Origin of the sequence: Streptomyces sp. NBC_00388, from assembly GCF_036061255.1 — a bacterium.
Taxonomy (GTDB): domain Bacteria; phylum Actinomycetota; class Actinomycetes; order Streptomycetales; family Streptomycetaceae; genus Streptomyces.
Genome location: NZ_CP107948.1, coordinates 5,651,765 through 5,675,514 on the forward strand (window position 1 = coordinate 5,651,765; position 23,750 = coordinate 5,675,514).

Below are 23,750 nucleotides of genomic sequence, written 5' to 3' on the forward strand. Positions count from 1 at the left end.
CTGCTCCCATCCGTTCCCACGAACCCCCCGGGACCGTACCCATGACACAGACGAATGAAGGCGGCGACGTCCGTCTCGCCGGGATCAGCAAGACCTACGGGTCCTTCACCGCGGTGCACCCGCTGGACCTGACCGTCCCGCAGGGCTCCTTCTTCGCGCTCCTCGGCGCCTCCGGCTGCGGGAAGACCACCACCCTGCGGATGATCGCCGGCCTGGAGGACCCCACCACCGGGACGGTCCGGCTCGGCGACCGGGACGTCACCGACCTGCCCCCGTACAAGCGCCCGGTCAACACGGTCTTCCAGTCCTACGCGCTCTTCCCTCACCTCGACGTGACGGAGAACATCGCCTTCGGGCTGCGCAGGCGCGGCATCAAGTCCGTCAAGAAGCAGGTCGGCGACATGCTCGACCTCGTCCAGCTCGGGGACTTCGCGCACCGCAAGCCGCACCAGCTCTCCGGTGGCCAGCAGCAGCGGGTCGCCGTCGCCCGCGCGCTCATCAACCACCCGCAGGTGCTGCTGCTCGACGAGCCGCTCGGCGCCCTCGACCTCAAACTCCGCCGTCAGATGCAGCTGGAGCTCAAGCGCATCCAGACCGAGGTCGGCATCACCTTCGTCCATGTCACCCACGACCAGGAGGAGGCCATGACCATGGCCGACACCGTCGCGGTGATGAACGGCGGCCGGGTCGAGCAGCTGGGCGCGCCCGCCGACCTCTACGAGAATCCGCAGACCACGTTCGTCGCCAACTTCCTCGGCACCTCGAACCTCATCGAGGCCGAAGTCGTCGACGCTGCCTCCGACATCACCGTCCTGGCCTCGGGGGCCAGGCTCCGGCTGCCCGCCGACCGGTGCGCGGCCCCCACCACCAGCGGCGGCAGGCTGCTCATCGGGGTGCGGCCCGAGAAGATAGCCCTGGCACACGCGGACGACGCCGCGCGGATCGACGGGGGACGCAACCGCATCACCGGCCGCATAGCCGACTCCAGCTTCATCGGGGTCTCCACGCAGTACGTCATCGACAGCCCGGTCTGCCCCGGTCTTGAGGTCTACGTGCAGAACGTCGAGCGCGACGCGCGGCTCTCGCCGGGCGCGGATGTCGTCCTGCACTGGAACCCGTCCCACTCGTTCGGCCTCGACGCCGGCCAGGCCGTCGACGCGGGCAAGTCGGGCGCCGGGACCGAGGAGGCCGCGTGAGCGTCACCGAGGCCCCGCGCGCCGGGGCCCCCGCGGCGGAGGCCGGCGCCCTGCGCAAACCCCCGGTCCGCAAGCGGCTCGTACCGTACTGGCTGCTGCTGCCCGGCATCATCTGGCTGCTGGTCTTCTTCGCCCTGCCGATGATCTACCAGGCCTCGACCTCCGTGCAGACGGGTTCGCTGGAGGACGGCTTCCGGGTCACCTGGCACTTCCAGACGTACTGGGACGCCCTGCACGAGTACTACCCGCAGTTCATCCGCTCCCTCCTCTACGCGGGCACGGCGACGGTGCTCTGTCTGCTGCTGGGCTACCCGCTCTCGTACCTCATCGCCTTCAAGGCGGGCCGCTGGCGCAATCTGGTGCTGATCCTGGTGATCGCACCGTTCTTCACCAGCTTCCTGATCCGCACGCTCGCCTGGAAGACGATCCTCGCCGACGGCGGCCCGGTCGTGGGCGCCCTGAACACCCTGCACATCCTCGACGTGACCAGCTGGCTCGGCTGGACCGACGGGAGCCGGGTACTGGCCACACCCATGGCGGTGGTCTGCGGACTCACCTACAACTTCCTGCCGTTCATGATCCTGCCGCTCTACACCTCCCTTGAGCGGATCGACGGACGGCTGCACGAAGCCGCGGGCGACCTCTACGCGACCCCGGCCACCACCTTCCGCAAGGTGACCTTCCCGCTCTCCATGCCGGGCGTCGTCTCCGGCACCCTGCTCACCTTCATCCCGGCCGCCGGTGACTACGTCAACTCCGAGCTGCTCGGCTCGACCGACACCAAGATGGTCGGCAGCGTCATCCAGTCGCAGTTCCTGCGGGTGCTCGACTATCCGACGGCGGCCGCGCTCTCCTTCATCCTCATGGCGATCGTGCTGATCATGGTCACCGTCTACATCCGCCGAGCCGGCACGGAGGACCTGGTCTGATGCTGAGGAACTCCACGCGCTGGCTGCGCCGCAATCTCGTCACCATCGCCGGGCTGATCACACTCGCCTATCTGATCCTGCCCAACGTCGTCGTGATGGTCTTCTCCTTCAACAAGCCCAACGGACGCTTCAACATCACCTGGCAGCGGTTCTCGCTGGACGCCTGGAAGGACCCCTGCGGGGTCGCCGACATGTGCGGCTCGCTGAACCTCTCGCTGGAGATCGCGGTCTGGGCGACGATCGGCTCCACCGTGCTCGGCACGATGATCGCCTTCGCCCTGGTCCGGTACCGGTTCCGGGCGCGCGGCGCGATCAACTCGCTGATCTTCCTGCCGATGGCGATGCCCGAGGTCGTGATGGCCGCCTCGCTGCTCACCCTGTTCCTCAACATGGGCGCGCAGCTGGGCTTCTGGACCATCCTCATCGCGCACATCATGTTCTGTCTGAGCTTCGTCGTCACGGCGGTCAAGGCCCGGGTGATGTCCATGGACCCGCGGCTCGAAGAAGCGGCGCGCGACCTCTACGCGAGCCCGGTGCAGACCTTCCTGCGGGTCACGCTGCCCATCGCCTCACCCGGGATCGCGGCCGGCGCGCTGCTCGCCTTCGCGCTCTCCTTCGACGACTTCATCATCACCAACTTCAATGCGGGGTCGACCGTGACCTTCCCCATGTACGTCTGGGGATCGGCGCAGCGCGGTACCCCTGTACAGATCAACGTCATCGGCACGGCGATGTTCGTCATCGCGGTGCTGGTGGTACTCGGCGGCCAGCTCATCAGCAACCGCCGGAAGAACAGCACACCGCACTGAGCAGGACCCGAAGGAGTGGAACCCATGGCCCCAGCTGCCATGACCCGTGCCCTTGCCGCATCGCTCGCCGACGCCGAACCGGTGTCCTTCTGGCTGGAGGATCCCGGCAAGCCCGCGGTCCTGCCCGCCCTCACCGGGGACACCAGCTGTGATCTCCTCGTCGTCGGCGGGGGCTACAGCGGACTGTGGACCGCGCTGCTCGCCAAGGAGCGCGACCCGGGCCTGGATGTCGTCCTCATCGAGGGCCACGAGGTGGGCTGGGCGGCCTCCGGCCGCAACGGCGGCTTCTGCGCCGCGTCCCTGACCCACGGGCTCGCCAACGGACTCGAACGCTGGCCCGGGGAGATCAGGCAGCTGGAGGAGCTGGGCGCGCGCAACCTCGACGCCATCGAGGAGGCCGTCGCGCGGTACGGGATCGACTGCGACTTCGAGCGCACCGGCGAGATCGACGTCGCCACCCGGCCGCACCAGGCCGAGGAGCTGCGCGACTGGCACCGGGAGACCGCGGACCTCGGCTTCGACGGTCTGGAGTTCCTCGACCAGGACGCCCTGCGGGCGGAGGTGGACTCCCCGACCTTCCTCGCCGGGCTCTGGGACCGGCGGGGCGTCGCGATGCTGCACCCGGCCAGGCTGGCCTGGGGGCTCAAGCAGGCCTGTCTCGGCCTCGGCGTACGGATCCACGAGCGCACCCGCGGGCTGGGCCTCGCGCGCTCCGGCGCCGGGATGGCCGTCCGCACCCCGTACGGCAGGGTCTTCGCCCGGCAGGTGGCACTGGGGACCAACATCTTCCCCTCGCTGGTCAAGCGGGTACGCCCGTACACCGTTCCGGTCTACGACTACGCGCTGATGACGGAGCCGCTCACCGGTGAGCAGCTCGCGTCGATCGGCTGGCGGGGCCGGCAGGGGCTCGGTGACAGCGCCAACCAGTTCCACTACTTCCGGCTGACCGCCGACCACCGCATCCTGTGGGGCGGCTACGACGCGATCTATCCGTACGGCGGCAGGCTGAGTGCCGAACTCGACCAGCGGCCGGACACCTATCTGACTCTCGCCGAGCACTTCTTCACCTGCTTCCCGCAGCTCGAAGGGGTCCGCTTCAGCCACGCGTGGGGCGGGGCGATCGACACCTGCTCCCGCTTCTCGGCCTTCTTCGGTACGGCGCACGGCGGCCGGGTCGCCTACGCGGCGGGCTTCACCGGCCTCGGCGTCGGCGCCACCCGCTTCGGCGGCGATGTGATGCTCGACCTCCTCTCGGGCGCCGAGACGGAGCGCACCCGGCTGGAGATGGTGCGGAGCAAGCCGTTGCCGTTCCCGCCGGAGCCGTTCGCCTGGGCCGGTATCGGCCTGACCAAGTGGTCGCTGGCGCGGGCGGACGAGAATGGCGGCCGGCGGAACCTCTGGCTGAAGTCGATGGACCGGCTGGGACTCGGCTTCGACTCCTGACCCGGCCGTCCCATGGTGCCGCCGCCCTGTGACCCAGATCACTGCCATCGGGTGCCCGAACCCGCGTCATGAATCCCCGTCACCCCGCTCTCTCCCCGTGCACGCAGGAATGTCGCGTACACGAATGGAGGCCGGGCGATGGCTGGCTCGGGGGCAATGACCGCAGTGGAGTGGCTCGCTTCGGTGGCGCCGGACCCCGGCGCGTGCCGGCGGGCGTGGGAGCGTGACCCCCTCGGGGTGACGCTCCTGCCCGCCGGTGTGCGCTGGGACGTGCTCATCGTTCCGGGGGAGCTGGGCTATCCGTCCCTCGATGTGCTGTCCCGGCTCATCGACAGGCCGGGGCCGGTGCTGGCGGACTTCGGCGAGTCCAGGATGGGCTTCTTCGTGCCGCCGGGCACGGCCGCGCGCTGGATCGGCACAGGGGTCCGGGGTGCGGGGCGCGGCACGTGGATCGTGGTGCCGCGGCCCGGCCGCACGGGCGGCAGGGTGCGCTGGCTCGTACCGCCGGACGGCGCGGGGACGCTCACCGACCCGGCGCTGCTGGAGCTGGCGATGCACGAGGCCGCCGCGCTCAGGGCGGGCGACATTGGTGACGGACCGGCCTGAACCACCGCCGGGGAATGTGTGAGGTCTTGACAGTCCAATTGGTCTGGACCATGTTGGGCGCCACCTCGATCCCCCCATGTCCGGAGGCAGTTGTGAAACGCCCAAGACTCCTGGCCATGCTCGCCACGGCCGCACTCGCGGCGAGTGCGCTCCTCGCCACCGCGCAGACCTCCCAGGCCGCCGCCCCCGCGGCGGGCGCGGCCCTGCCCGCCCACGCCCTGGTCGGCTATCTGCACTCCAGCTTCGCCAACGGCTCCGGCTACACGAAGCTGGCGGACGTCCCCGACTCCTGGGACGTGATCGACCTGGCCTTCGGTGAACCGACCTCCCCCACCTCGGGCGACATCCGCTTCAACCTCTGCCCGGCCACCGAGTGCCCCGGTGTCGAGTCGGCCGACGCGTTCAAGGCGGAGATCAAGGCCAAACAGGCGGCGGGCAAGAAGGTTCTGATCTCGATCGGCGGCCAGAACGGCCAGGTGCAGCTCACCACCACCGCCGCCCGCGACACCTTCGTCTCCTCGGTCTCGAAGATCATCGACGAGTACGGGCTCGACGGCCTGGACATCGATTTCGAGGGACACTCGCTCTCCCTCGACACCGGTGACACGGACTTCCGTCACCCGACCACGCCGGTCGTCGTCAATCTGATCTCCGCGCTGAAGACGCTCAAGGCGAAGTACGGCGACCCGTTCGTGCTGACGATGGCGCCGGAGACCTTCTTCGTGCAGCTGGGGCACCAGTTCTACGGCTCAGGACCGTTCGGCGGCCAGGACCCGCGCGCTGGTGCCTACCTCCCGGTGATCGACGCCCTGCGCGACGATCTGACGCTGCTGCACGTCCAGGACTACAACTCGGGCCCGATCATGGGTCTCGACAACCAGTACCACTCCATGGGCGGCGCCGACTTCCATATCGCCATGACCGACATGCTGCTCACCGGCTTCCCGGTCGCGGGCGACACGACGAAGATGTTCGCCCCGCTCCGCCCCGACCAGGTGGCCATCGGCCTGCCGGCCTCGGTCAACGCGGGCAACGGCTTCACCTCGACCGCCGATGTGGACCAGGCGCTGGACTGCCTGACCAGGAAGACCGGCTGCGGCTCCTACGCGACCCACGGGAGCTGGCCCGCCCTGCGCGGGCTGATGGCCTGGTCGGTCAACTGGGATCTGTTCGGGAACCAGGAGTTCGCGAAGAACTTCGACGCATACAGCTGGCAGTGACCAGCATCAGGGCCCCGCACAGCAGCCAGGCCGCCAGCACGTCGAGGGGCCAGTGGTAGCCGTGCAGGAGAAGACCGGCGCCCGTCGCCACCGTCAGGATTACGGCGACGGGCACCGGCCAGTTCCGCCGGGCGTACGGCATCAGGAGCAGCGCGGCCCCGCCGTACGCCACCATCGCGGTGGATGAGTGGCCCGAAGGGAAGTACCCGGTGGACGGGTCGAGCGGTCCGGGCCGCGCCGTCCAGAGCTTCAGCGGCACCACCAGAGCGGGAACCACGGCCATCGCCAGCGCGGCGGCCAGGACGTCCCTGCGGCTGCCGCGCCGGAGCGCGTACGCCATCGCCACCACCAGGACCGGCAGGGCGACCTCCGTATTGCCCAGGTCGGAGAGGCCTGCGCTCAGCCACCCGGGACCGGAGCCGACGACGAGACCGTCGGCGCGCACGTCCAGCCGCAGCAGCGGTCCGTGGACCATGACCTGCCAGGTGATCAGTGCGAAGAGGAGAAGGCAGCCGAGCACGGGAAGCAGCACGCGCCTCAGCTGGGGGAGAGAAGCCGGCCGCCCGGGAACAGGGGGGGTAGTTCCGGGGCGGCCGCCTGGACCGGTGTGCCGCGCGCCCCGGGGGGTATGGGGCGAGCGGCCATCCGATCGGTGAGGAGATCCGGAGCCCGAAGCTCCGGTGGTGTGCGCGAAGGCACGACCAGGCGCGAGCTGGGGAGGCCCTTGCCTGGAATCGCCCGCGGTCTCCCGCGAGCGAGGTGTTTCTCTCATCTGTCAGAACCGTACGGCAGAGCGGAGGGGGCCGACAGCTGGAATCGCATCCCGCCATCGCCCCCCCACACGTTCTTCACACGCCCCGACCGTTACTTGCGGTCACAGACCCGCGAAGGCCTGCTCCAGCAGATCCAGACCCTCGTTCAGCAGGTCCTCGCCGATGACCAGCGGGGGCAGGAAGCGCAGCACGTTGCCGTACGTGCCACAGGTCAGGACCAGCAGACCCACCGCGTGACAGGCCTTGGCCAGAGCTGCGGTCGCCTCCGGATTGGGGTCCTTGCTGCCCGACTTGACCAGCTCGACCGCGATCATCGCGCCGCGCCCCCGGACGTCGCCGACGATGTCGTACTTCTCCTGGATGGCCGTCAGGCGTGCCTTCATGACCTCCTCGATACGCCGGGCCTTCGCGTTGAGGTCCAGCTCCTTCATCGTCTCGATGGAGCCGAGGGCGCCGGCGCAGGCCACCGGGTTGCCGCCGTACGTACCGCCGAGGCCGCCGGAGTGCGCCGCGTCCATGATCTCGGCGCGGCCCGTCACCGCGGAGAGCGGCAGGCCGCCCGCGATGCCCTTGGCGGTGGTGATCAGGTCGGGGACGATGCCCTCGTCCTCGCACGCGAACCACTGGCCGGTGCGGCAGAAGCCCGACTGGATCTCGTCCGCGACGAAGACGATGCCGTTGTCCTCCGCGAACTGCGCGACGGCGGGCAGGAAGCCCTTGGCGGGCTCGATGAAGCCGCCCTCGCCGAGGACCGGCTCGATGATGATCGCGGCGACGTTCTCCGCGCCGATCTGCTTGTTGATCATGTCGATGGCCTGGGCGGACGCCTCGGCACCCGCGTTCTCCGGGCCGCTCGGCCAGCGGTAGCCGTACGCCACGGGCACCCGGTAGACCTCGGGCGCGAACGGGCCGAAGCCGTTCTTGTACGGCATGTTCTTCGCCGTCAGCGCCATCGTGAGGTTGGTGCGTCCGTGGTAACCGTGGTCGAAGACGACGACGGCCTGGCGCTTGGTGTAGGCACGGGCGATCTTCACGGCGTTCTCGACGGCCTCGGCGCCGGAGTTGAAGAGCGCCGACTTCTTGGCGTGGTCGCCCGGGGTCAGCTCGGCGAGCTGCTCGCACACCTCGACGTACCCCTCGTACGGGGTCACCATGAAACAGCTGTGGGTGAACTCGGCGAGCTGCGCGGACGCGCGGCGTACGACGGCCTCGGCCGACGCGCCCACGGAGGTCACGGCGATGCCCGAGCCGAAGTCGATGAGGCGGTTGCCGTCGACGTCCTCGATGATGCCGCCGCCCGCGCGGGTCGTGAAGACCGGCAGCACGGAGCCGACGCCCGAGGCGACCGTGGCGTTGCGACGGGCCTGGAGCTCCTGCGACTTCGGGCCGGGGATGGCGGTGACGACGCGGCGCTCCTGCGGAACAGCGGTCATGGGGGACTCCTGTGGGACGAAATCGGACGCTTCCTCTCACAGCAGGCTAGGGGTGCGCCCAGAAGCGCGGCATGCTCCGTTCGGTAGTGATCCGGGTGTGTCGTTGTCCGCCACGGACATAGCAGCGTGATGACCCCCGGCAGCGGGCACGGGGCACTAGATTGATGCGCGAGATCGATGCGCACCGCACAGGACGGACCTGGCTGGTCAGGGGGCAGGGGTCATGGACACCGAAGGCACGTACGACGCACGCGGCACCCGGGGGGCCGGACCCGTGCCGCGCCCCGCCGGGCCGCCGGCCGTCCCGCCCCCGCCCGGCTACGCACCCGCGACAGGGCCGGCGCTCACCGACTGGCTGGCGACCCCACGCCACCGGGCCGGGCCCGGCGTATGGGCGTACGGCCACGAGGAGCGCCCACCGGAGTCCGAGGACGTGCCGGGCCGCACCCTGTTCAGCGGGGCCGTCATCTCCCTGCTGGCCTGTGTCCTGGTCTGGTCGCTCTGGCGCAACGGCTACATCCCGTACTGGCGCGTCCCGCTCGAACTCTTCACCCCGGGGGACTGGTGGAGCCGTCAGCGGATGGGTGAACCGGCGCCCCGCGGCGCGGAGAACGCGCTGGAGATCTACCGGTTCCTGATCGCCTGCGCGCTGCTCTACGGCTTCGGCAGGCTCGGGAACTGGCGCGGCGCCTTCGAGCACGCCGTCGAGGGGCGCGGCCCCCGCGCCCGGGCGACGGCTGCCGCCGCCCTCGCCCTCGTCGTCTGGCTCTTCGTCTGGACGGACACCCTGCCCGGGCTCGACATGGCCTTCATGCTGATCCCGCGCTCCTGGCTGACCGGTGGCGGCGACCGGGTGATGGCGGCGACCGTGGCGTACACGCTGTACGGGCTGATCACGCTCGCCGTGGTCTGGCCGTTCGCCCGGCTCGGCCGCTGGCGCACGCTGCTGCGCCCGGGACAGCTGCCCGAGCAGCGGGCGCCGCAGGAGCGGACGGGCCCGGCGGGCCCGGCCCCCGGTCCCGCCGCCCACGGCCCGGCCGACTGGCCCGAACTGCGCGCGCAGGGGCTGACCGAGCTGGCCGACCGGCTCCACGACGAAGTGCGCTCCGGGCGGATGAACGACGTGGACTACACCCGGGTGCGGCGCGCCTGGCGCTCCGTCCAGGCCGACCCCGCCCGGCTGAGCTCCTTCACCGAAGCGGTGCGCAGGTCCGGCGCCGCCGCGTGCGTGCACCCGTCGGGCGCCCGCGACCTGCCGGTGCGCGCGGCCCGGCACGACCTGCTCGTGAGCCAGGTCAGGCTCGGCACGGTCGACCCCGGCGAGCGCAATCCGTACGGCAGGCGCGGCAGCGGTCTCGCCCTCGATCCCGGACTGCTCGGCACCTCTCTGCTGGCCGTCGGCCCGCCCGGCGCGGGCAAGACCCGGGCCCTGGTGCGGCCCGTGGTGGAGTCCCTCGCCCTTCAGGCACTGGCGGGCCAGGCCGCCGTCATCGTGGTGGCGGCGGCCGGCACCCAGCTCGGACCCGACGACGCGTACGACGTGGTGGTCAGGCCGGGCGACCCCTCGTCCGTCCACGACTTCGACCTCTACGGCGGCACGACCGACCCCGACGAGGCCGCCGCCGTCCTCGCCGAGGCGTTCACCGGCGACCTCCCCGATGTGGACAGCCGGCGCGCCGCCACTGCGCTGGCGCAGCTGCTGGGTCCGTACCGCGCGGCATACGGCCGCTTCCCCTCGGTGCCCGACCTGCGGGAGCTCCTCGACGGTGTCCCGGCCGCACTCGCCACCCTGCGCGAGGCGCTGGACGCGGGCGGCCACTTCGGTCTGCAGCGCGAACTCGACGCCCGCGCCCGGCAGTCCGGGGCGCCGGGCGACCCCGGACCGGCGCTCGCCGACCGCATCGCCTCCCTCGACCGGCCCGCGTTCGCCGGGTTCTTCGACACATCGGGCACCTCCAGGCCCTTCTCGCTGCGCTCGCTCGAACACCCCGTACGGGTCAGGATCGACCTCCCGGAACGGGGTCACGCGGAGGCGTCGCGCGTCCTCACGCGGCTCGTCCTCGCCCAGTTCACCGCGAGCGCGTCGGCCCGCGCCGACCGTTCGCTCTTCGCCTGCCTCGTCCTCGACGACGCCACCCGCGCCATCACGGCGGACTCGGTCCGCTCCGTCCAGCGGCTGCGCTCGGCGCACGCCGGAGCCGTCCTCACCCTGCGCAGCCTCAGCGACGTACCGGATGAGCTGCACACCGCACTGCTGGGGGCGGTCGGCTGCCGGATGGCCTTCTCCGGGGTGACCACCTGGGAGAGCAGGCCCTTCACCGAGGCGTGGGGCACCGAGTGGGTGGAGACCAGGGACGTCACGCAGCGCACGGTCTTCGCCGACCAGCCGCTCACCCGGGCGATCCACTCCTTCCGCAAACTCGTCACGGGCAAGGCGGTGACGACGGACGCGGTCACCGTGCGCAGGGTCGAACGTGCGCGCTGGTCGGCCTCCGACCTGGCCCATTCGGTGCCCGCGGGCCATGCGGTGCTCTCGCTGACGACGGTGCGCGGGGAGCACGCACCGCCCCTTCTGGTGGATCTGCGCGGCTGATCCGGAGCGGGGACTCGTACGCCCTGGCAGAATTGGTGGAGCCGTTCATACGGGGCGGCGTACTTCTCACTCATTCTTCAGCCGAAGGTTTTACGGTCCCCCCATGCCGCCCACCCTTGCCTCGCTCGTCCACCACTCCACGCTCAAGCTGACCGTGCGTGCGGGGGAGGGACGTCTTGACACGCCGGTGCGCTGGGCCCATGTCAGTGAGCTGGCCGACCCGGTCCCGTACATGGAGGGCGGCGAGCTCCTCCTCATCACCGCGATGACGCTGGACACCGACGACCAGGAGTCGATGCGCAGGTACGTACGGCGGCTCGCCAAGGCCGGAGTCGTCGGGCTCGGGTTCGCCGTCGGCGTGCACTACGACGACATCCCGCCCGCGCTCGTCGCCGCGGCGGAGGAAGAGGGGCTGCCGCTCCTGGAGGTGCCCCGGCGTACGCCCTTCCTGGCCATCAGCAAGGCCGTCTCGGCGGCGATCGCCGCCGACCAGTACCGCTCGGTCACCGCAGGGTTCGAGGCCCAGCGCGAGCTGACCCGGGCCGCGCTCGGCGGAGACGGACCCGGCGACCTGCTGGCGCGGCTCGCTGTCCATGTCAACGGCTGGGCCGCGCTGTACGACGCGGCAGGCACCGTCGTCGCCGCCGCCCCCGAGTGGGCCGCGCGCAGGGCCGCACGGCTCACCCCCGACGTGGCCCGGCTCGGCGAGCGCCCAGCGCCCGCCAGCGCCGTGGTCGGCGGCTCCGACGACCGCGTCGAGCTCCAGTCCCTCGGCACCGGCCGCCGGCCGCACGGCGCGCTGGCCGTCGGCACGGGCGCCCCGCTGGGCACCGCCGAGCGGTACGCGGTGCACTCGGCCATCGCCCTGCTCACCCTGACCACCGAACGCTCCCGCGCCCTGCGGGCCGCCGAGGACCGGCTGGGGGCCGCTGTGCTGCGGATGCTGCTGGCCGGCGAGCCGGACCACGCGCGCGCGGTCGCCGGGGACCTGTACAACGGCCTGCTGGACGCCCCGTACCGGCTGCTCATCGCCGAGGGCACGTCCGCCGCACTCCAGGAGCTGGCCGAGTCGCTGGAGGCCGGGGCCTCCCGGGCCGGTGAGATGGTGCTCGTCGTCCCTGAGGGCGAGCGGCTCGTCGTGCTCGCCACCGACGGAGGCGCGGCGGTGACGGCCTGCACCGCGTACGCGGGGGAGATCGAGGCCCGCCGCGACTCACCCGCGGACACCCGGGCCCCCGCAGCGGCGGGGGAGGAGGAACAGGTCGTCATCGGCCAGTCCGCGCCGGCCGGCACGATCGCCGCCGCCTCCGCGTACCGCCAGGCCGAACAGGCGCTTTCGGTGGCCCGCCGGCGCGGCCGGATCCTGGTCGAACACGAGGAACTCGCAGCCGGTTCCGTGGTACCGCTGCTCGCCGACGACGCCGTACGGGCCTTCGCCGACGGCATGCTGCGGCCCCTGCACGAGCACGACGCGACGGGCCGCGGCGACCTGGTGGCCTCCCTGCGGGCCTGGCTCGCGCACCACGGGCAGTGGGACGCGGCCGCCGCCGACCTGGGCGTGCACCGGCACACCCTGCGGTACCGGATGCGGCGGGTCGAGGAGATCCTGGGCCGGTCCCTGGACGACCCGGACGTACGGATGGAGCTCTGGCTGGCGCTGAAGGCCACGAGCATGCCGTGAGGTCGAGCATGCCGTGACGTCCGCACCGGACAGCGTCCGGCGCCCACGAGCGTGCCGTGAGGCGCGGACCGCTCCGCGCCCGGGGACGCGACAGGCCCGGCCCACGACATTCCGGCGCCCCGGCGGCCCGCACCACTCCATGCCGGACAAACACAGCTCCGCCCCCGCCCCCCTACCGTGGGAACACCAACCACCACCACGGAAGGGCCGGAACACATGACCTCCACCCACGCCTTCTGGCTCGCCGGCCGCCAGGCCACCGGCGATGACACCTTCGATGTCACCTCCCCCTGGGACGGCCGGCTCGTCGGTACGGTCGCCGTCCCGACCGACGCACAGGTCGAGGAGGCAGTCGCCGCCGCGCACGCAGTCCGGGACGAGTTCGCCGCGACGCCCGCGCACGTCCGCGCCGCAGCCCTGGACCACGTCTCGCGGCGTCTGACCGAGCGCACGGAGGAGATCGCCCAGCTGATCACCGCCGAGAACGGCAAGCCCATCAAGTGGGCCCGCGGCGAGGTCGGCCGCGCCGTGTCGGTGTTCCGGTTCGCCGCCGAGGAGGCCCGCCGCTACAACGGCGGCGACGCGCAGCGCCTCGACACCGACGCGGGCGGCGCCGGCCGCCTCGCGCTGACGCGCCGGTTCCCGCGGGGCACCGTCCTGGGCGTCGCCCCGTTCAACTTCCCGCTCAACCTCTGCGCCCACAAGATCGCCCCGGCCATCGCCGTCGGCGCGCCGATCATCCTCAAGCCCGCGCCTGCGACCCCGCTCTCGGGTCTTGTCCTGGGCGAGCTGCTCGCCGAGACCGAGCTGCCCGAGGGCTCCTGGTCGGTCCTGCCGGTCGGCAACGACCGGATGCCCGCCCTCGTCCAGGACGAACGCCTCCCGGTCATCTCCTTCACCGGCTCCGACAAGGTCGGCTTCGCGATCATGGACTCGGTTCCGCGCAAGCACATCACCCTGGAGCTCGGCGGGAACGGCGCCGCCGTCGTCCTCGCCGACTACGCGTCCGAGAAGGACCTCGACTGGGCCGCGGGCCGCATCGCGACCTTCTCGAACTACCAGGCGGGCCAGTCCTGCATCTCGGTGCAGCGCGTGATCGCGGACGCCTCGGTCTACGACCGGCTCGTGCCGAAGATCGTCGACGCGGTGGCGCAGCAGACCACCGGCGACCCCGCCGACGCGGCCACCGACGTCGGCCCGCTGGTCAGCGAGGACGCGGCCAAGCGCGTCGAGTCCTGGGTCGACGAGGCGGTCAAGGCGGGTGCCAAGGTACTCGCGGGCGGTTCGCGCGACGGTGCCAGCTACGCGCCGACGGTGCTCGCCGACGTCCCCGCGGACACCACGGTCGCCTGTGAGGAGATCTTCGGCCCGGTCCTGACGCTCACCAGGGTCGAGGGCGAGGCGGCGGCGTTCGCCGCCGTCAACGACTCCAAGTACGGCCTGCAGGCGGGCGTGTTCACGCACGACGTGCAGACGGCGTTCCGGGCCCACAGCGCCCTGGAGGTCGGCGGCGTGATCGTCGGCGACGTCCCCTCGTACCGCGCGGACCAGATGCCGTACGGCGGTGCCAAGCAGTCCGGCGTCGGCCGTGAGGGCGTGCGCTTCGCGATGGAGGACTACACCTACGAGCGGGTCATGGTCCTCACGGGCCTCGCCCTCTGAACCGAACGGACTGATCCGCACCCGCGGGGCCGGTTGCGCACCCGATCGGACGCACCGCCCCCGCCCGGCCACCCCTCCTGCACGCGAGGGGTGGCCGCTGTGCTGGGTATGGGGTAGATACGGACGAGTAGCGACGCGTAGCACCACCTGGCCGCGGGCAGGTGTGTCCACCCGACATCCGCGGTGAGGAGTGCCCCTCATGACCGCACCACTCGACAAGCCCAGGGTCACCGAGCGCGAGGCGCGCGAGGTGGCGGAGGCCGCCCGTGAACAGGACTGGCGGAAACCGAGCTTCGCCAAGGAGCTGTTCCTCGGCCGCTTCCGGCTCGACCTGATCCATCCCCATCCCCTGCCCGACGCCGAGGCCGTGCGCCGCGGCGAGGCCTTCCTGGCGAAGCTGCGTGCCTTCTGCGAGAGCAGGATCGACGGCGCGCTGATCGAGCGCGAGGCCCGGATCCCCGACGAGACGGTCAACGGGCTCAAGGAGCTCGGCGCGCTCGGCATGAAGATCGACACCAAGTACGGCGGCCTCGGCCTCACGCAGGTCTACTACAACAGGGCTCTCTCGCTGGCCGGTTCGGCCAGCCCGGCGGTCGGTGCGCTGCTCTCCGCGCACCAGTCGATCGGGGTGCCGCAGCCGCTGAAGCAGTTCGGCACCCAGGAGCAGAAGGACACCTTCCTGCCCCGGCTGGCCACCACCGACATCTCGGCCTTCCTGCTCACCGAGCCGGACGTCGGCTCCGACCCGGCCCGGCTGGCCACCTCGGCGGTGCGGGACGGCGACGACTACGTCCTCGACGGGGTGAAGCTCTGGACGACCAACGGCGTCGTCGCCGACCTGCTCGTCGTCATGGCCCGCGTGCCGCGGACCGAGGACAGCAAGGGCGGTATCACCGCCTTCATCGTCGAGGCCGGCTCGCCCGGTATCACCGTGGAGAACCGCAACGCCTTCATGGGGCTGCGCGGACTGGAGAACGGCGTCACCCGCTTCCACCAGGTCCGGGTCCCGGCGGCGAACCGCATCGGACCCGAGGGCGCCGGACTCAAGATCGCGCTCACCACGCTCAACACGGGCCGGCTCTCGCTGCCCGCGATGTGCGTAGGCGCGGGCAAATGGTGTCTGAAAATCGCCCGTGAGTGGTCGGTCGAGCGGGAGCAGTGGGGCAGGCCCGTCGGGCGCCACGAAGCCGTCGGGGCCAAGATCTCCTTCATCGCGGCCACCACCTTCGCCCTCGAAGCGGTCGTGGACCTCTCCTCCCAGATGGCCGACGAGGACCGCAACGACATCCGGATCGAGGCGGCGCTCGCCAAGCTCTACGGGTCCGAGATGGGCTGGCTGATCGCCGACGAACTGGTCCAGATCCGCGGCGGCCGCGGCTTCGAGACAGCCGATTCGCTCGCGGCGCGCGGTGAACGGCCGGTGCCCGCCGAGCAGATGCTCAGGGACATGCGCATCAACCGCATCTTCGAGGGCTCGACCGAGATCATGCACCTGCTGATCGCCCGGGAGGCCGTCGACGCCCATCTCTCCGTCGCGGGCGGCCTGATCGACCCCGATGCCTCCCTGCAGGACAAGGCCAAGGCAGGGGCGCAGGCCACCGCGTTCTACGCCCGCTGGCTGCCGAAGCTCGTCGCGGGGCCCGGCCAGCTGCCCGGCAGCTACGCGTCCTTCCACCCCGAAGGGCACCCGGACCTCTCGGTCCATCTGCGCCACATCGAGCGCTCCGCGCGCAAGCTGGCCCGCTCGACCTTCTACGCCATGTCGCGCTGGCAGGGAAAGATGGAGACGAAGCAGGGCTTCCTGGGCCGCATCGTCGACATCGGCGCCGAGCTCTTCGCGATGAGCGCGGCGTGCGTACGGGCCGAACTGCTGCGCGCGTCGGGAGATCACGGCCGGGAGGCGTACCAGCTGGCCGACGCCTTCTGCCGGCAGTCCAGGCTCCGCGTCGACGAGCTCTTCGGCCGGCTCTGGGCGAACACCGACGAACTGGACGGCAAGGTCGTGTCCGGCGTTCTCTCCGGCACGTACAGCTGGCTGGAAGAGGGCATCGTCGATGCCTCGGGCGAAGGCCCCTGGATCGCCGACGCCACCCCGGGGCCCTCCACTGCGGACAACGTCCACCGGCGCATCCGCTGATCCCGGCGCCGGGGCGGGTCCACGGCCCTCACCGTGCACCCGCCCCGGCCCCGGTCACGCGCACCCGGCAGAATGTCGGCCCGTGACCGTGACCGAAATCCCCGGCTCCAAGTCCGTGACCGCCCGCGCCCTCTTCCTGGCCGCGGCGGCCGACGGCACCACCACGCTCCAGCGCCCCCTCGTCTCCGACGACACCGAGGGGTTCGCCGAGGGCCTGACCCGGCTCGGCTACGCGGTGGAGCGCGGCCCGGACGCCTGGCGCGTCGAGGGACGGCCGGCCGGGCCCGGCGTGGCCGAGGCCGACGTCTACTGCCGGGACGGCGCCACCACGGCCCGCTTCCTGCCCGCACTCGCCGCCGCGGGCGGTGGCCACCTCGCAGGCCCCGCGGGCACCGGGGGAGGCACCTACCGGTTCGACGCCTCGGCCCAGATGCGCCGCCGCCCGCTGGCCCCGCTCACCCGCGCGCTCCAGGAGCTCGGCGTCGACCTCCGCCACGAGGGAACCGAGGGCCACCACCCGCTGCGGATCGTGGCGCGCGGCATCGAGGGCGGTGAACTGACCCTCGACGCGGGCCAGTCGTCGCAGTACCTCACCGCGCTGCTGATGCTCGGCCCGCTCACCCGCACCGGGCTGCGCATCACCGTCACGGACCTGGTCTCCGCCCCGTACATCGAGATCACCCTCGCGATGATGCGCAGTTTCGGCGTCGGGGCGACCCGCGAGGGCAACGTGTTCACGGTGCCGCCCGGCGGCTACCGCGCCACCGATTACGCCATCGAGCCCGACGCGTCCACGGCGAGCTACTTCTTCGCCGCGGCCGCCCTCACCGGACGCACCGTCACCGTGCCCGGCCTCGGAGCGGGCGCGCTCCAGGGCGATCTGCGTTTCGTCGAGGTGCTCGCCAGGATGGGCGCCGAGGTGCGGACGACCGCGGACGGCACCACCGTCACCGGCCCGCGGTCACTCGGCGGGCTCACGGTCAACATGCGGGACATCTCCGACACCATGCCGACCCTGGCCGCCATCGCCCCCTACGCGTCGGGGGCGGTCCGGATCGAGGACGTCGGCAACACCCGGGTGAAGGAATGCGACCGGCTGGAGGCCTGTGCGCAGAACCTCCGCGCGCTCGGCATCGCCGTCAGCACAGGCCCCGACTGGATCGAGATCACGCCGGGCACCCCCGGCCCCGCCCTGATCCGCACGCACGGCGACCACCGCATCGTGATGTCCTTCGCGGTCACCGGCCTGCGTACACCGGGCATCACCTTCGACGACCCGGGCTGTGTGCGGAAGACCTTCCCCGGCTTCCACCAGGCCTTCGCGGAGCTACAGCGCGCGTGGTGAGGCGACCGGGCTGCGGCGAACGGGTGGCGATTCCGCGATCGGCCGGACCGGGAGCCTCGGGATGGCGGACAATCGGCCGTTGACCGACAGCCTTGATCAACACCGAGGGGCGGCGGGCCGGGAGTGGCGATGTACCAGACGGAGACACGGCAGTGGTGCCGTGCGGCGGGGGCGGCACTGATCACCGTCGTCTGCGCGGCGGCGGTCGCCTGCGGCGGCCAGGGCCGGGACGACAAGCCCGCCCGGCCCGCCGCCGGGGCGCGTGAGCCGCGACCGCTCAGCGCGGCCCGGCTCACCGCGGCGTCCTTCACCCAGGGTGAGGCGGTGGGGGAGTTCACCGCGAGCGAGTACGGCCTGGGTGCCCCCTTCTCCGACGAGTACACCGCCGACCCCGCCGCCTGCCTGCCCCTCGTGAGCCTCAGGACGGGCGGGACCCGGTACGGCGCACCGCGCGCCGAGGTCAACCGCGAGGTCTACCGCCCCGACAGTCTGCTGGGCGAGAACACCGCGGTCCAGCTGCGCTCGTACGCGGACGGCGGCGCCGCCCGGGTCATGACGGCGCTCACCCGCGCGGGCGCCCTGTGCGGAGACGGTTTCACCGAGGACCGGTCCGTCGTCAGGGCCCGGTACCTGAAGACCGAGACCCTCCGGCCGCCGCGGATCGGTGACGAGGCGAAGGCCTTCAGGCTCACCGTCCGCGACCTCAGGGGGAAGGCGTGCCACCGCGAGTACCTGACCGTCGTACGGTCGGGATCCACCACCCTCTCCTTCCGGTCCGGGATCAGCTCGCCGCAGGACGTCGGCGCGGTGCCGCCCGGGGTGATCGACGGGCAGTGGAAGAAGTTCCTGGCCGCGACCCGTACGGCCTGACCGGTGCACCCCGCCGTGACCCGCCGCGCACACCGGAACCGGGCCTCACTGTCCTGGCGGCCGGCCGATGCGGCAACAATGGGGGGCATGAGCGACAGCCCTGCCATCCTCGCCGACCCGCACATCGTCTTCGACCCTGTCGAAGGACGCCGGGACATCGTCGTCCTCGGCTCGACCGGGTCCATCGGCACCCAGGCCATCGACCTGGTGCTGCGCAACCCCGACCGCTTCCGGGTGACGGCGCTCTCCGCCGCCGGCGGGCGGGTCTCCCTGCTCGCCGAGCAGGCGCGCCGGCTCGGTGTCCGTACCGTCGCCGTCGCCCGCGAGGACACCGTGCCCGCGCTGCGCGAGGCGCTGGCAGCGCAGTACGGATCCGAGCCGCTCCCGGAGATCCTGGCGGGGCCGGAGGCCGCGACCGAACTCGCCGCCTCCGACTGCCACACCGTGCTCAACGGCATCACCGGCTCGATCGGCCTCGCCCCCACCCTGGCGGCGCTCTCCGCCGGCCGTACGCTCGCCCTCGCCAACAAGGAGTCGCTGATCGTCGGCGGCCCGCTGGTGAAGGCGCTGGCGAGGCCCGGCCAGATCATCCCGGTCGACTCCGAGCACGCCGCCCTCTTCCAGGCACTGGCGTCCGGCACCCGCGCCGATGTGCGCAAGCTCATCGTCACCGCGTCCGGAGGGCCGTTCCGCGGGCGGACCAGGGCCGAGCTGGCGGACGTCACCCCCGACGCCGCGCTGGCGCACCCGACGTGGGCGATGGGCCCGGTCATCACGGTCAACTCGGCGACCCTGGTCAACAAGGGGCTGGAGGTCATCGAGGCGCATCTGCTCTACGACGTCCCGTTCGACCGCATCGAGGTCGTCGTGCACCCCCAGTCGTACGTCCACTCCATGGTCGAGTTCACCGACGGCTCGACGATCGCGCAGGCCACGCCGCCCGACATGAGCGGGCCGATCGCCGTGGGGCTCGGCTGGCCGCAGCGGATCCCGGACGCCGCCCCCGCCTTCGACTGGACGAAGGCGTCCAGCTGGGAATTCTTCCCGCTGGACACCGACGCCTTCCCGTCCGTCGGCCTGGCCCGGCACGTCGGAGCCCTGGGCGGCACGGCCCCCGCCGTCTTCAACGCGGCGAACGAGGAGTGTGTCGACGCCTTTCTGGCCGGAAAGCTGCCCTTCAACGGAATCATGGATACGGTCACCGCAGTCGTGGCCGAACACGGTGAGCCCCGTACGGGAACTTCCCTGACGGTCGCGGACGTCCTGCAAGCGGAGACCTGGGCACGTGCCCGGGCCCGTGAACTCGCCCAGAAGGCCACAGCGGAGGCTCGCGCATGACCACGATCGTGTTGACGGTCATCGGCATCGTCATCTTTGTCTTCGGGCTGCTCTTCTCGATCGCCTGGCACGAGCTGGGCCACCTCTCGACGGCGAAGCTCTTCGGCATCCGCGTCCCGCAGTACATGGTCGGGTTCGGCCCGACCCTGTGGTCGCGGAAGAAGGGCGACACGGAGTACGGATTCAAGGCGATCCCGGCCGGCGGGTACATCCGCATGATCGGCATGTTCCCGCCCGGCGCGGACGGCAGGATCGAGTCCCGGTCCACCTCGCCCTGGCGCTCCATGGTCGAGGACGCGCGGTCCGCGGCCTTCGAGGAGCTGGAGGAGGGGGACGAGGAGCGGCTCTTCTACACCCGCAAGCCGTGGAAACGCATGATCGTGATGTTCGCGGGCCCCTTCATGAACCTGGTCCTCGCCGTGGTGATCTTCGTCGGGGTCGCGATGTCCTTCGGTTTCGAGACGCAGACGACCCAGGTCGCGGGTGTGCAGAAGTGCGTGATCTCGCAGAGCGAGAAGCGCCAGAGCTGTGAGAAGGGCGACCCGGTCTCGCCTGCCAGGGCCGCGGGCCTGAAGGAGGGCGACAAGATCGTCGCCTTCAACGGCGCGAAGGTCTCCACCTGGTCCGACCTGTCCAACCACATCCGCGACACCATCGGCCCGGCCACCCTCACCGTCGTGCGCGACGGCAAGCAGCAGACCCTGCATGCCAAGCTCGCCAGGAACATGGTGGCCCGCAAGGACTCCAATGGGGACGTCGTCCCCGACAAGTACGTCCCGGCCGGCTACCTCGGGTTCGCCGCGCAGACGGAGATCAAACCGCTCTCCTTCGGTGCCTCGGTGGGCCGGATGGGCGACATGGTGGGGAACGGCGTCGACTCGATCATCGCGATGCCGTCCAAGATCCCGGACCTCTGGAACGCCGCCTTCGACGGCGGACAGCGCAAGGCCGACTCGCCGGTCGGTGTGGTCGGCGCCGCCCGGATCGGCGGCGAGGTGATGACACTGCACGTGCCGGCGCAGAACCAGCTGGCGATGATGCTGTTCCTGCTGGCCGGGTTCAACCTCTCGCTCTTCCTCTTCAACATGCTGCCGCTGCTGCCCCTGGACGGCGGGCATATCGCGGGAGCCCTGTGGGAGGCGCTGCGGCGCAATCTGGCCAAGGTCTTCAAGCGGCCCGACCCGGGCCCGTTCGACGTCGCGAAGCTGATGCCCGTCGCCTACGTCGTCGCCGGGGTCTTCGTCTGCTTCACCCTGCTCGTCCTGGTCGCCGACATCGTCAACCCCGTCAAAATCACCTGAGATCAACCGGAAAACGGCGGCCGCGCACCCTTGGTGTGCGGCCGCTCACCTTTGGGTGGTTTACGGGCGCGGATGTTCGTGTGCGGCCCCGCGTGACGTAATCTCGGTGGCCGAAGCCCGTTGATTCCGGGACCTCGATCCACACCCTTGGGGATGCACTGCGCATGACTGCGATTTCTCTCGGAATGCCGGACGTTCCGACCAAGCTCGCCGACCGGAGGATCAGCCGCAAGATCCAGGTCGGTTCGGTGGCCGTCGGAGGCGACGCACCCGTCTCCGTGCAGTCGATGACCACGACGCGGACCTCGGACATCGGGGCCACGCTCCAGCAGATCGCCGAGCTGACGGCCTCGGGCTGCCAGATCGTACGGGTGGCCTGCCCGACGCAGGACGACGCGGACGCGCTGGCGACGATCGCGAAGAAGTCGCAGATTCCTGTCATCGCAGACATCCACTTCCAGCCGAAGTACGTCTTCGCGGCGATCGACGCCGGATGCGCGGCGGTGCGGGTCAACCCGGGCAACATCAAGCAGTTCGACGACAAGGTGAAGGAGATCGCGCTCGCGGCCTCCGCCGCCGGGACGCCGATCCGGATCGGCGTGAACGCCGGCTCGCTGGACGCACGGCTGCTGAAGAAGTACGGCAAGGCGACCCCGGAGGCGCTCGTCGAGTCGGCGCTGTGGGAGGCCTCGCTCTTCGAGGAGCACGGCTTCCGCGACATCAAGATCTCGGTGAAGCACAACGACCCGGTCGTCATGGTCAACGCCTACCGGCAGCTGGCCGCGCAGTCCGACTACCCGCTGCACCTGGGGGTGACCGAGGCCGGCCCCGCCTTCCAGGGAACGATCAAGTCCGCTGTCGCCTTCGGCGCGCTGCTCAGCGAGGGCATCGGCGACACGATCCGGGTCTCGCTCTCCGCCCCGCCCGCCGAGGAGGTCAAGGTCGGCATCCAGATCCTGGAGTCGCTCAACCTCAGGCAGCGTCGTCTGGAGATCGTCTCCTGCCCCTCCTGCGGCCGTGCCCAGGTCGATGTCTACAAGCTGGCCGACCAGGTGTCCGCCGGACTCGAAGGCATGGAGGTCCCGCTGCGCGTCGCCGTGATGGGCTGCGTCGTCAACGGTCCCGGCGAGGCGCGCGAAGCCGACCTCGGCGTGGCGTCGGGCAACGGCAAGGGACAGATCTTCGTGAAGGGCGAGGTCATCAAGACCGTCCCCGAGTCGAAGATCGTCGAGACTCTCATCGAAGAGGCCATGAAGATCGCCGAGCAGATGGAGCGCGACGGCATCGCCTCCGGTGAGCCCGCCGTCTCCGTCAGCTGACCCGCTCCTGCGGGGCGCGGGACAGGACCCTCCCTCACGGCAGGGCCTCTCCCGCGCGAGCGGTGCTGTGACACATCTCCGGGTACAGTTCGGAGACCAGCAGACCGTGTGACTCCGCCCCGAGGGGCTTCTCGCGGTGACGCGTCGGCCAAGCCGTGACCGACGCCGGACATGCGCGCCGCAACGCCGGCAATGGGCGCGCTGCCGTGACACTGCCCCGAAGGAGCGTTGGAGCGACCCTTGTGTTGACGCAGACCACCACCCGGGTCCTGGACCCCGGCGAACTCGACGCGGCGCTCGCGATCCTGCACAGCGACCCCGTCGTCAACGCCTTCGTGACCTCCCGTGTCCAGGTCGCGGGGCTCGACCCGTGGCGGCTCGGCGGTGAGATGTGGGGCTGGTACACCGGGGGACGGCTCCGCTCGCTCTGCTACTCCGGCGCCAACCTCGTCCCGATCTGCGCCGGCCCCGACGCCGTACGCGCCTTCGCCGAACGCGCCCGCAGGGCCGGCCGGCGCTGCTCCTCCATCGTGGGCCCCGCCGAGGCCACCGCGCTGCTGTGGAAGCTCCTGGAACCCAGCTGGGGCCCCGCCCGAGACGTCCGCCCCCACCAGCCGCTGATGATCACCGAGGAGCCCTCACGGGACATCGAGCCCGACCCGCTCGTCCGCCGCGTCCGCAAGGACGAGCTGGACGTGGTGATGCCCGCCTGCGTGGCCATGTTCACCGAGGAGGTCGGCGTCTCCCCGATGGCCGGGGACGGCGGACTGCTCTACCAGGCACGCGTCGCCGAACTGGTCGGCGCGGGACGCTCCTTCGCCCGGACGGAGAACGGCCGGGTCGTCTTCAAGGCCGAGATCGGCGCCGCCACCACCCTGGCCTGCCAGATCCAGGGCGTCTGGGTCGCCCCCGAGCACCGCGGCCGCGGGCTCTCCGAGACGGGCATGGCGGCCGTCCTGCGCTACGCGCTCGCCGATGTCGCCCCCGTGGTGAGCCTCTACGTCAACGACTTCAACTCCGCGGCGCGCGCCTCCTACCGCCGGGTCGGCTTCCGCGAGGTCGGAGCCTTCATGAGCGTCCTGTTCTGACGCCGGA

The 23,750-nt window shown here is 71.3% G+C and carries 17 protein-coding genes and 1 pseudogene; 16 read left to right on the forward strand and 2 right to left on the reverse strand.

The genetic code is table 11. From position 1 onward, the window contains the following. Positions 1-41: 41 nt before the first annotated feature. The 6 genes and pseudogenes from OG917_RS25400 to OG917_RS25425 form a co-directional block, all read left to right on the forward strand. Positions 42-1,196: an ABC transporter ATP-binding protein gene (locus tag OG917_RS25400; protein ID WP_328319912.1), complete on the forward strand. Its 1,155-nt coding sequence runs from the start codon at positions 42-44 to the stop codon at positions 1,194-1,196. Beyond that, a complete protein-coding gene (locus OG917_RS25405) occupies positions 1,193-2,125 on the forward strand; it encodes an ABC transporter permease (protein ID WP_328319913.1) in 933 nt (310 codons plus the stop codon). Before OG917_RS25400 ends, OG917_RS25405 begins: the two co-directional genes overlap by 4 nt. Then, on the forward strand, positions 2,125-2,934 hold the full coding sequence (locus OG917_RS25410; RefSeq protein ID WP_328319914.1) for an ABC transporter permease: 810 nt from the start codon (positions 2,125-2,127) through the stop codon (positions 2,932-2,934). Before OG917_RS25405 ends, OG917_RS25410 begins: the two co-directional genes overlap by 1 nt. A 24-nt stretch (positions 2,935-2,958) precedes the next feature. Then, positions 2,959-4,377 (forward strand): NAD(P)/FAD-dependent oxidoreductase, encoded by a 1,419-nt coding sequence (locus OG917_RS25415; protein WP_328319915.1) that lies wholly within the window; start codon positions 2,959-2,961, stop codon positions 4,375-4,377. Between the two features lie 138 nt (positions 4,378-4,515). Next, positions 4,516-4,983: a hypothetical protein gene (locus OG917_RS25420; RefSeq protein WP_328319916.1), complete on the forward strand. Its 468-nt coding sequence runs from the start codon at positions 4,516-4,518 to the stop codon at positions 4,981-4,983. 200 nt (positions 4,984-5,183) lie between these two features. Then, positions 5,184-6,203 (forward strand): annotated as a pseudogene (locus OG917_RS25425) (chitinase); the annotation flags it as partial. Here OG917_RS25425 and OG917_RS25430 read toward each other — a convergent pair. After that, the gene (locus tag OG917_RS25430) at positions 6,139-6,735 is read right to left on the reverse strand and encodes a phosphatase PAP2 family protein (RefSeq protein WP_328319917.1); all 597 of its coding nucleotides are present in this window, start codon (positions 6,733-6,735) and stop codon (positions 6,139-6,141) included. The pseudogene OG917_RS25425 and the gene OG917_RS25430 sit on opposite strands and share 65 nt — an antisense overlap. 342 nt (positions 6,736-7,077) lie before the next feature. Further along, complete coding sequence (gene gabT, locus OG917_RS25435; protein WP_328319918.1) at positions 7,078-8,409, reverse strand: 4-aminobutyrate--2-oxoglutarate transaminase; 1,332 nt, start codon at positions 8,407-8,409, stop codon at positions 7,078-7,080. A gap of 223 nt (positions 8,410-8,632) precedes the next feature. Here gabT and OG917_RS25440 point away from each other — a divergent pair, with 223 nt between their 5' ends. From OG917_RS25440 to OG917_RS25485, 10 genes are all read left to right on the forward strand, one after another. Beyond that, the gene (locus tag OG917_RS25440) at positions 8,633-11,002 is read left to right on the forward strand and encodes an ATP/GTP-binding protein (protein ID WP_328319919.1); all 2,370 of its coding nucleotides are present in this window, start codon (positions 8,633-8,635) and stop codon (positions 11,000-11,002) included. A gap of 103 nt (positions 11,003-11,105) precedes the next feature. Further along, positions 11,106-12,683, forward strand: coding sequence for a PucR family transcriptional regulator (locus OG917_RS25445; protein WP_328319920.1), 1,578 nt, complete (start codon positions 11,106-11,108; stop codon positions 12,681-12,683). Between the two features lie 216 nt (positions 12,684-12,899). Further along, positions 12,900-14,345, forward strand: coding sequence for an aldehyde dehydrogenase family protein (locus OG917_RS25450; RefSeq protein WP_328319921.1), 1,446 nt, complete (start codon positions 12,900-12,902; stop codon positions 14,343-14,345). 199 nt (positions 14,346-14,544) lie between these two features. Beyond that, the gene (locus OG917_RS25455; RefSeq protein WP_328319922.1) at positions 14,545-16,482 is read left to right on the forward strand and encodes an acyl-CoA dehydrogenase family protein; all 1,938 of its coding nucleotides are present in this window, start codon (positions 14,545-14,547) and stop codon (positions 16,480-16,482) included. Between the two features lie 82 nt (positions 16,483-16,564). Beyond that, positions 16,565-17,827: a 3-phosphoshikimate 1-carboxyvinyltransferase gene (gene aroA / locus OG917_RS25460; protein WP_328319923.1), complete on the forward strand. Its 1,263-nt coding sequence runs from the start codon at positions 16,565-16,567 to the stop codon at positions 17,825-17,827. A 129-nt stretch (positions 17,828-17,956) separates the two neighbouring features. Then, entirely contained in the window at positions 17,957-18,697 is a 741-nt protein-coding gene (locus OG917_RS25465; protein ID WP_328319924.1) for a hypothetical protein, read from the forward strand. Positions 18,698-18,775: 78 nt separating this feature from the next. Then, entirely contained in the window at positions 18,776-20,035 is a 1,260-nt protein-coding gene (gene dxr / locus OG917_RS25470) for a 1-deoxy-D-xylulose-5-phosphate reductoisomerase (protein WP_328319925.1), read from the forward strand. Continuing rightward, complete coding sequence (locus OG917_RS25475) at positions 20,032-21,336, forward strand: M50 family metallopeptidase (RefSeq protein ID WP_328319926.1); 1,305 nt, start codon at positions 20,032-20,034, stop codon at positions 21,334-21,336. Before dxr ends, OG917_RS25475 begins: the two co-directional genes overlap by 4 nt. A gap of 164 nt (positions 21,337-21,500) precedes the next feature. Then, a complete protein-coding gene (gene ispG, locus OG917_RS25480) occupies positions 21,501-22,655 on the forward strand; it encodes a flavodoxin-dependent (E)-4-hydroxy-3-methylbut-2-enyl-diphosphate synthase (protein ID WP_328319927.1) in 1,155 nt (384 codons plus the stop codon). 242 nt (positions 22,656-22,897) lie between these two features. Continuing rightward, positions 22,898-23,743 (forward strand): GNAT family N-acetyltransferase, encoded by an 846-nt coding sequence (locus OG917_RS25485; protein ID WP_328319928.1) that lies wholly within the window; start codon positions 22,898-22,900, stop codon positions 23,741-23,743. The last annotated feature ends 7 nt before the right edge of the window (positions 23,744-23,750 follow it).